This is a genomic window from candidate division WOR-3 bacterium (assembly GCA_039801365.1).
Lineage (GTDB): Bacteria > Hydrothermota > Tepidihabitantia > Tepidihabitantales > Tepidihabitantaceae > JBDRUN01.
In genome coordinates this window covers 1-9,128 of sequence record JBDRUN010000096.1, presented here as the reverse complement: position 1 = coordinate 9,128, position 9,128 = coordinate 1, and the positions used below count along the sequence as shown (strand labels likewise).

General features: G+C 57.2%; 8 protein-coding genes and 1 CRISPR repeat array. All 8 genes read left to right on the top strand.

Annotated elements, in window-relative coordinates:
• Positions 1–315: 315 nt before the first annotated feature.
• The 8 genes from cas3 to cas2 all read left to right on the top strand — a co-directional run bounded on the left by cas3 (position 316) and on the right by cas2 (position 8,568).
• On the top strand, positions 316–2,097 hold the full coding sequence (cas3, locus tag ABIL25_09960) for a CRISPR-associated helicase Cas3' (GenBank protein ID MEO0082591.1): 1,782 nt from the start codon (positions 316–318) through the stop codon (positions 2,095–2,097).
• A 20-nt stretch (positions 2,098–2,117) separates the two neighbouring features.
• The gene (gene cas5c, locus ABIL25_09955; protein MEO0082590.1) at positions 2,118–2,864 is read left to right on the top strand and encodes a type I-C CRISPR-associated protein Cas5c; all 747 of its coding nucleotides are present in this window, start codon (positions 2,118–2,120) and stop codon (positions 2,862–2,864) included.
• Complete coding sequence (cas8c, locus tag ABIL25_09950; protein MEO0082589.1) at positions 2,857–4,611, top strand: type I-C CRISPR-associated protein Cas8c/Csd1; 1,755 nt, start codon at positions 2,857–2,859, stop codon at positions 4,609–4,611. Before cas5c ends, cas8c begins: the two co-directional genes overlap by 8 nt.
• Before the next feature lie 12 nt (positions 4,612–4,623).
• Positions 4,624–5,616 (top strand): type I-C CRISPR-associated protein Cas7/Csd2, encoded by a 993-nt coding sequence (gene cas7c / locus ABIL25_09945; protein MEO0082588.1) that lies wholly within the window; start codon positions 4,624–4,626, stop codon positions 5,614–5,616.
• A gap of 3 nt (positions 5,617–5,619) precedes the next feature.
• Positions 5,620–6,633 (top strand): CRISPR-associated protein Cas4, encoded by a 1,014-nt coding sequence (cas4, locus tag ABIL25_09940; protein ID MEO0082587.1) that lies wholly within the window; start codon positions 5,620–5,622, stop codon positions 6,631–6,633.
• Positions 6,630–7,139: an endonuclease domain-containing protein gene (locus tag ABIL25_09935; protein MEO0082586.1), complete on the top strand. Its 510-nt coding sequence runs from the start codon at positions 6,630–6,632 to the stop codon at positions 7,137–7,139. Before cas4 ends, ABIL25_09935 begins: the two co-directional genes overlap by 4 nt.
• A gap of 61 nt (positions 7,140–7,200) precedes the next feature.
• Entirely contained in the window at positions 7,201–8,232 is a 1,032-nt protein-coding gene (gene cas1c / locus ABIL25_09930) for a type I-C CRISPR-associated endonuclease Cas1c (protein ID MEO0082585.1), read from the top strand.
• Between the two features lie 45 nt (positions 8,233–8,277).
• Complete coding sequence (gene cas2, locus ABIL25_09925; GenBank protein MEO0082584.1) at positions 8,278–8,568, top strand: CRISPR-associated endonuclease Cas2; 291 nt, start codon at positions 8,278–8,280, stop codon at positions 8,566–8,568.
• A gap of 186 nt (positions 8,569–8,754) precedes the next feature.
• Positions 8,755–9,118: a CRISPR direct-repeat array (repeat unit 32 nt; unit sequence GTCGCCCGTCACGCGCGGGCGTGGATTGAAAC).
• Positions 9,119–9,128: the final 10 nt, after the last annotated feature.

The following is a 9,128-nucleotide window of genomic DNA, read 5'->3' as shown; positions in this document are numbered from 1 at the left end:
TTCAGTTTCGTCTCGTGCAGCAACGTTTTCACGCTTCCTCGCAACGCAAGCCAGTCTCTTGGCGGAATGCCAGCCGACTTTGCGGCCGCCCTCAGGGGGTCACCATGTACCTGGGCTAGAGCTAAGGCCAGTAGAGATTCACTGCGCTCCTTGTCCCCAGGCCAGCTCAATCAGCACCATCCCCTTAATCTAAAGCTGTCCAGCCCTGCAGACAACGCGACCGTCGAGTTGCAGTTTCCCGACGCCGCCACCCTGCCTGATTCCCTGTACAACCATCAAACCACCTATGCGGCTGCGGCAATGTTGGATGTACGCATGCTTTTTTCGGCATTGGTGGATGCGGACTTTCTTGAAACCGAAGCGCACTTCAACGCCAAGAACGGCCAGAAACAGTATCGCCAGCGTGCTCCTGACCTGAATCCATCGGATGCGCTTGATATTTTGGCTGCTTACGTAAACAAGGTGGCAGCAGAAACCGAAGCATCTGATGTGGTGAAAGAAGTAAGAGCCCAGCTTGCCTCCGACTGTCTTGCTGCAGGAGAAAAACCTCCGGGCCTATTCACACTCACCGCTCCCACCGGTTCGGGCAAAACGCTGGCGATGATGGTGTTTGCCCTGAAGCATGCCCTGTGCCACAACCTGCGGCGCATCGTCTATGTTATTCCCTACCTCAGCATCATCGAACAGACTGTCCACGTCTACCGCAAGGTGTTCGAAAAGGCAATGGGCCCTGATTATGTCCTTGAACACCACAGCCTGGCCGGAACCCGGGGGCAGGACGACGGTCGGGAAGGAGACTGCGAGTCTGCTCGCTTAGCAGCAGAGAACTGGGATGCACCGATAGTCATCACTACCAGCGTCCAGTTTCTGGAATCGCTGTTTTCCAACCGGCCCTCGGCCTGCCGCAAACTGCACCGTCTAGCACGAAGCGTCATCCTGTTTGATGAGGTGCAGACTATCCCGTTATACCTCGCCATTCCCACGCTTGCAGCGCTCTCCCATCTTGTCGAGCGATACAGATCAACAGTCGTATTCGCCACTGCTACGCAGCCCGCATTCACACATCTGCACGAAAGCGTCAAGAAGTGGTGCGCGTCCGGCTGGCAGCCGACCGAAATAGTTCAGCACAAGTCTGCCATGTTCAATAAGCTCAGACGTAACAAAGTGGATTGGCCGGAATTGGATGCGCGTCTGGGGTGGCCGGAACTTGCCGAGATTCTGGCAAAAGACACCAATAGGCGGGTACTCTGCGTTGTCAATCTGAAGCGGCATGCACTGGAGCTGTACCGTCTGGTGCGAGACAAGCTCGGAGAGGATAACAACCTTTTTCACCTTTCCACCAATATGTGTCCGGCTCACCGTAAGGACGTGCTCAGGGCGATACGAAACCTCTTGGGCGACCGCGGCCGACCTCCTTGTCGGCTTATCTCTACGCAGTGCGTGGAAGCAGGGGTTGATGTTGACTTCCCAGTTGTATATCGGGCCTTCGGACCGCTTGACAGCATCGCTCAGGCCGCGGGCCGCTGTAATCGGAATGGCGTCGTTCCGGATAAGGGCAGGTTAGTTGTCTTCCTGCCCGAGGACGAAAAGTATCCGCAAGGCCCCTACGAACAAGCCGCCGGCGTAGCCAGAACTTTGGCCACTGAGAAGCCTGATATTGACGACCCCGAATTATTCCAGAAATACTACCATCGGCTCTACAACATTACGCAGCCGGAAGAACGCGCAGCCGCCCTGACTGAAGCCATTACAAACAGAGACTTTGCGGAAACATGCCGTCATTACAAACTGATTGAGAAGGGCGCCGTGAACCTGCTGGTCCCCTATGACCCGGAGATTTTTCTTTCCCTGCTTGCAGAGGTGCGAGGTGGGTATGGCCTTACGAGTCGCTGGGTTCAAAAGGCCCGGCCCTATGCGGTGAGCATATACCGCCCCGGCGATGATGCGCCCTATGTCCGCATTTCGCCCGACGATCATCCGGAGATCCCGGACGACTGGTACGCAGTAGCTTGGAATCGTAACGAGGAGGTGATTGACTACTACCATCCTAAGGAAGGACTGATACACAGAACAACAGAGAGACACTGGATCGCCTGAACCGAAGAAAGGAGGAGAAAATGAAGCCCAAAGACCAGGTGCTGGAAGTCTGGGGTGAGTTCGCCTGTTTCACTCGCCCGGAGTTGAAGGTGGAGCGCTTCAGCTATCCGGTACCCACGCCGTCCGCGGTACGCGGCATCTATGACGCCATCTACTGCAAACCGAAGGAGTTTCGCTGGCAGGTGACGTACATTGAGATACTCGCTATGCCGCAGTATATCGCACTACGGCGCAACGAGGTAAAGGACAAGGTGAATGTCAAAAAAGTATACGAGTGGATGAGCGGCAAGTCTCCCCCAGAACCCATCTGGGCCGATGGCACCAAAGACGAACTGGGAACCGACCTCAAAGGTAGAACCCAGCGCCAGACTATGGCTCTGCGCGATGTACGATATCGTCTGCACGCCGAAATCCGGCCCTGGCCCGGCTTTGAGGAACGACTCTCCGGCTTCGAGGAACAATTCCGTCGCCGGGCTGCGCACGGCAAGTGTATCTACCAGCCGTACTTCGGCTGTCGCGAATTCCCGGCTTACTTTGAGCTTGTGCAAGTAGGTGCGCCGGCTGCGGAAACGGTCAACTGGTCCCAGGACCTGGGGCTTATGCTTTACGACGTCTTTGACCTTGCTCGGCCAGGTGAGCGCATTATGGAAGCGGAAGACGTCTGCATAAGTGCCTTCCGCGCTTCGGTGCAGAAAGGCATTCTGCGCGTACCGGAATACACCAGTAGCGAAGTCGTCAAAGTTCCGAACGGGGGTCAGCATGCTTGAACTGCTGGCAAAGCTGGCAACCGGCGCCGAACCAGGATTCGCCGAGAAACAGATACGCTGGGCTCTGTCGTTTGACGGCAACGGCCGGTTTCTCGACGTGCTGGAGCTAGGTGACGCAGGTACTAAGGGAAACCGGGGTCAGACTTTCTCCCGCTGCCCGGAATTCATCCGGCAATACAAACAAGCTGGCGGTAAGTCCGAGTTCCTCTGGGACACTGCTGAAATCGTAGCCCGGTATGCCGAGAACCCGGACGATGAAGACTTAGGCAAAAAGCACGACCACTTCGTACAACTTTTGCGTGGTGCTGCCGCAGTGATGCCCGAACTCACCCCAATCGCAAATGCGCTGAACGACGACGATGTCCTCACTCAAATCCGGAAACGGCTGGAAGAAAAACGGGTAAGACCCAACGATAAGGTAACCCTGCTCATTGACGACGAGTATCCGCTTGCCTCGCCCGCCTGGCATGACTGGTGGCGTGAACAATACCGCAGGCTCTGTACCGGCAGACAGGCGGACAAAGCGGAGAAGCGGTCAAAACGCGCCAAAAGAAAAATGGTATGCTTGGTGAGCGGGGAAATTGTCGAACCGCTGGAAACACATCCCAAAATAGAAGGTCTGGCAGGCGTCGGCGGACAGCCGTCCGGTGATGTACTGGTTGGAATGGACAAGGATGCCTTCACCTCCTACTTCCTGCAGCAATCGGCAAATGCGGCTGTTGCCCAGGAGGCGGCCTATCGCTATCGGGCTGCGCTCAACGAGCTCATCCGAAATAACAGCCGCAAGCTGGCCGGCGCTCTTGTAGTCCACTGGTTCAAGAGCACGGTGCGTAAAGAGGACGACCCGCTGGATTGGCTGGATAACCCGCCCGGTGCTGAAGAGAGCATGGCGCGCAAAGCTGCCTCAGACCTGCTGGACAGCATAGCCAGCGGCAAAAGAGCCGACTTGGGCGATAACCGCTACTACGCACTGGTACTTTCCGGCGCTGCAGGCCGGGTAATGGTGCGCGACTGGATGGAAGGGCAGTTTGAGGAACTGGCCCGAAACATCGGCAACTGGTTCGAAGACTTGTCCGTTGTCCATCGTGACGCAGGGCGGTTGGCGCCGGACCCAACGTTCCAAACCATCTTGCGTTCCACGGTCTTCGGTCGTAACCCCAAAGAAAAGGACGACAACTTGCCGCCGCCTTTCGTTGCCAAGATGTGGCGCGTGGCGGTGCGCGGAGAACCAATACCGCAGGCCGCCTTGGCAATGGCTCTGGCGCGATTCAAGGCAGACATACTCGACAAAGACAAGACCTTCGATCACGCCCGCATGGGCCTGATGAAGGCATATTTCGTAAGAAAAGCAAGAAAGGAAGGAAAGGAAAACCATATGAGACAAGAATACAACTGGCAACATCCTTCGCCCGCATATCACTGCGGCGGTACTATGGCTGTTTTGGCAAAACTGCAGCAGGCAGCCTTGGGCGACGTCGGCGCAGGAGTGGTTCAACGCTACTATGCTGCCGCTTCCGCCACTCCGGCTCTAGTGCTTGGCCGCATCATCCGCACAGCCCAGTATCACCTCAACAAGCTGGAGCCAGGCCTGGCCCATTGGTATGAGGAAAAACTGGGCCAGCTTGCGCTCGCCATTGGCGACAACTACCCGCAGACCCTTACCGTCGAAGGACAGAGTCTCTTCGCCCTTGGCTACTATCAGATGTGGGTAGAGTTGAGAACTAAGAAATCCGAAGAAAACAAGTAAAGGAGGAACAAAATGAAAGAACCAATCAAGAACCGCTACGAATTCCTGTTTCTGTTCGACTGTGAAAACGGCAACCCCAACGGCGACCCGGATTCGGGCAATGCGCCCAGAATAGACCCCCAGACTATGCTGGGCCTTGTATCTGATGTTGCCCTCAAACGCCGGGTGCGCAACTACGTGCAAATGGCGAGGAGCAACATCGCGCCATATGCCATCTATGTTGAGCACGCGACGAATCTCAATCGACCGATCACCGTGGCCTATGAGAAGACCGGTGGACTCCCGAAGGATAAGGCTACCAAGAATGACGTGGCCCGAGCCAGCAAGTGGCTGAACGAGCAGTTCTACGACATTCGTACCTTTGGTGCCGTCCTCAGCATAGGTCCCAACGCGGGCCAGGTGCGCGGGCCGGTGCAATTCTCCTTCGCTCGTTCGCTGGACCCGGTACTCCCGCTTGATGCGTCCATTACGCGCATGGCCGTGGCCGAAGGTGTGAAAGGTGCGAAGTCCAGCGAGGACTACGAGAAGTGGGAGACTGAGCAGCCTGAGGACGAACTTCGCACGATGGGCCGGAAGTCGTTGATTCCCTACGGCCTGTATCTTGGCAAGGGCTTCATCAGCGCGCACCTGGCTGAAGGAACCGGCTTCTCTGAAGACGACCTGAACCTTTTCTGGGATGCGCTCTACAATATGTACGAACACGACCGCTCTGCAAGCAAAGGTCTTATGTCTATGCGCGAGGTATTTGTATTCAAGCACGTCGGTAACGACACCGACCCGAAGCAGCGGGCACAACAGGCGAAGCTTGGCTGTGCTCCGGCGCACAAGCTGTTCAGCCTCGTAAAAGTACAGAAGAAGCCGGGTATAGAAGCACCGCGCAAGTACGAAGACTACGAAGTAGTTTTGGACAAGGATAATGTGCCCAGCGGTGTCTTGTTCGGACACCTTGTGGCCCGCGACGGCGGCACGGTAGAAATCGAGTGGTTCAACTCGGAGGCTAAGTAGCGCGTGTACGAAGAAGACGACCTCTTGCCGCTCTCGGCGTTACAGCACCTTGTGTTCTGTGAACGCCGCGCCGCGCTCATTTGCCTTGAGGGCGTCTGGGATGAGAACGTCGCTACCGTCGAAGGCCGTCATTTGCACGATAGTGCGCATGATGTCGGTACCGAGTCGCGGGGCGACATACGGATTGCCCGCGGCCTGATGCTGCGGTCGCTGCGGCTTGGCCTGTCGGGCAAGACCGACGTGGTCGAGTTCCATCTCCTCACCCCTGCCCTCTCCTCAGAGAGGAGAGGGGGAGGACAAGGACGGCCTCTCGCCTCGTCTCTTTCCTCGGAAAGAACAGGGGGCGAGGGCGAAGGTCTGACCGCTTCTTACTCCCTCTCCCTTGAACGGGAGAGGGAAGGGGTGAGGGTGGGTCCGACCTCCGGTGTTGTTCTGCCCGGGGTCTCCGGCCACTGGCGGCCGTTTCCGGTCGAGTACAAGCGCGGCCGGATGCGGCACGAGCAGGCATACGCTGTGCAGGTCTGCGCTCAGGCGCTCTGTCTGGAGGAAATGCTCGGCGTGACCGTGCCGAAAGGCGCGCTCTACTACGGCAAATCGGCCCGCAGACAGGAGGTTGTCTTCGATGAGGCGTTACGCCGAAAAACCGAGAAAGCAGCGGAAAGATTGCACGAGTTATTCAGAAGTCGCGAAACGCCGAAGGCAGAATATGTGAAGAACAAGTGCCGCGAATGCTCGCTTGTCGAGGTCTGCTTGCCGGACCAGACCACATCTTCACGTAGTGTGAAGACCTACCTTGCCCGGCTGACTGCAGAGTCCTCACCCCAACCCTCTCCTCATAGAGGAGAGGGAGAAGAAGACACGTTGGCCAGCTCCGTTCTTTGTGACAGGAGAAAGGGAGAAGAGCTCAAACCGGGTTATTCTCCTCAGCAGCAAGGAGACAGAAGGCAGAAAGACGTGGAGCGTCCTGTTACGCCCTCTCCCTTTCAGGGAGAGGGCAGGGGTGAGGGTGAACCATGAGCAGACCGACGAAGTCGAACATCGAGTTCGCGCGCCGGCTCAGAAGTGACCCGACAGACGCGGAACGACGGCTCTGGCACTATCTCAGAGACAGGAGATTCTGCGGCCTGAAGTTCCGGCGGCAGCATCCGGTCGGGAAGTACATCGCCGACTTCGCGTGTCCGGAGCGGGGACTAATCATTGAGCTGGACGGAGGGCAGCACGCAACACAGCGCGAGCGAGATGCGCGCCGGGGCCGGGAACTGGAGAAGCACGGATACCGGGTGTTGAGATTCTGGGATAACGATGTTCTGGTGCGTACGCAGGTCGTGCTGGAGGCAATCTACGCGGAGCTGTTCTCCTCACCCCAACCCTCGCCTCATAGAGGAGAGGGAGAAGAGGGGAGCGCGAGCCATCTTTCTTCTCCCTCTCCCGGTTGGAAAGAAGGAGAAGAGCAGAGGAATGATCTGCCGTTCCGCTTACCCTCTGCCTCGAACGGGAGAAGGAAGTGTGAGGGTGACTCATGAAGCACGCTTGCTGTTTCTTGTATCCCTCTCCCCTTAGAGGAGAGGGAGAGGGTGAGGGGAAATGAAACACCTGCTGAATACCCTGTTCGTCACCACTCAGGGCGCGTACCTGTGCCAAGAGGGCGAAACCGTTGTCGTTCGCGTTGACCACGAAGACCGGCTCAAACTGCCGATTCATACCATTAGCGGTATCGTCTGCTTCGGTCAGGTCACAGTCAGCCCGCCGCTGATGGGCCTGTGCGGGGAACGTAACGTGCTCATCTCGTTCCACTCTGAGCACGGCAAATTCCTCGGTCGGGTGCATGGGCCGGTGTCTGGTAATGTCCTTCTACGGCGTGAGCAGTACCGCCGGGCTGATGACGAGCAGTCCGCGGTTGCGATTGCGCGGTCCGCTGTTCTGGCCAAGACATCGAACTGCCGCACGGTTCTGCTTCGTGCAGTGCGCGACCACGCCGATGGTGCCTGCGCAGATGCTCTAACTAAGGCTGCCGTAGAATTGAACCGGATAGCTGGGTTAGTTCGAGACGAGCGGTCCCTCGACAGACTCCGCGGCCACGAGGGCGATGCGGCCCGGATTTACTTCGGCGTATTCGACCATCTGATTGTTGCCCAGAAGGACGACTTTTGCTTTCGCGAACGTAGCCGCAGACCCCCGCTGGACAACATCAACGCCCTGCTGTCCTTCTTATACTCGCTTCTGGCCCACGACTGCACAGCAGCCCTGGAATCAGTTGGACTTGATCCTGCGGTCGGCTTTCTCCATGCGGACCGGCCTGGTCGTCCCAGTCTGGCCCTTGACCTGATGGAGGAATTCCGGCCGGTACTGGCTGACCGCGTTGCCCTGTCGCTCGTGAATCTTCAGCAGGTAAAGGCATCCGGATTCAACAGAACAGAGACCGGTGCCGTAATTATGGACGACAAGACACGCAAAGAAGTACTAGTCGCATGGCAGAAACGCAAGGCAGAAGAAATACAGCATCCCTTCCTAGGTGAGAAAGTCGCCATTGGACTTCTGCCTTATCTACAGGCATTGCTCTTGGCGCGCCACCTGCGTGGCGACCTTGACGGTTATCCGCCATACATATGGAAATGACAATATCCCCTCTCCTCCTTGAGGAGAGGGCAAGGTGAGGAGAACATGCTGGTACTGGTAACCTATGACGTGAATACCCAGGGCAAGCCCGGACAACGCAGACTTCGCCAGGTCGCCAAAGCCTGTGAGAACTTTGGCCAGCGGGTGCAGAAATCGGTGTTTGAGTGTATGGTTGACCCAGCGCAATGGGCAGATTTGCGCAGCCGGCTAGTAGAGATTATCAACAAGGAAGAAGACAGTCTGCGATTCTACTTTCTCGGTTCAAACTGGAAGCCGCGCATCGAGCACGTTGGCGCGAACCCGGGCTATGACCCACAAGGGCCGCTTATCGTATGAAGGACGTACGCGAACCAGTAGCTTACAGGTTTGGTGGCAGGGCTTCGCAGGAGATGCAACTAATCAAATTTGGTACGATTGCAGCATTTTCTAGTGGCGGCGCATTCCCAGATAACAGCGACCGCAAGGACTTTCGCAGAGGACGCATACTAACTCGCTCAACCGCCCGGACTTAGGTCAGGCGCAGTCGCCCGTCACGCGCGGGCGTGGATTGAAACAGCTTATACTTGAACTTCAGATGGTTCAATAATCGTCGCCCGTCACGCGCGGGCGTGGATTGAAACTGTTATCATACAATCGCCAGCGAGCCCGGATAGTGTCGCCCGTCACGCGCGGGCGTGGATTGAAACACGCAGTATGACCGGCGATTATTTCGGGCGGGTGCGTCGCCCGTCACGCGCGGGCGTGGATTGAAACGGGTGCTAAACATCATCTAGACGTTAGCAGGATTGTCGCCCGTCACGCGCGGGCGTGGATTGAAACTGTCGCACTCGCATCGTCGTCCGGGATGATGCGCCGTCGCCCGTCACGCGCGGGCGTGGATTGAAACTTGACAGGCT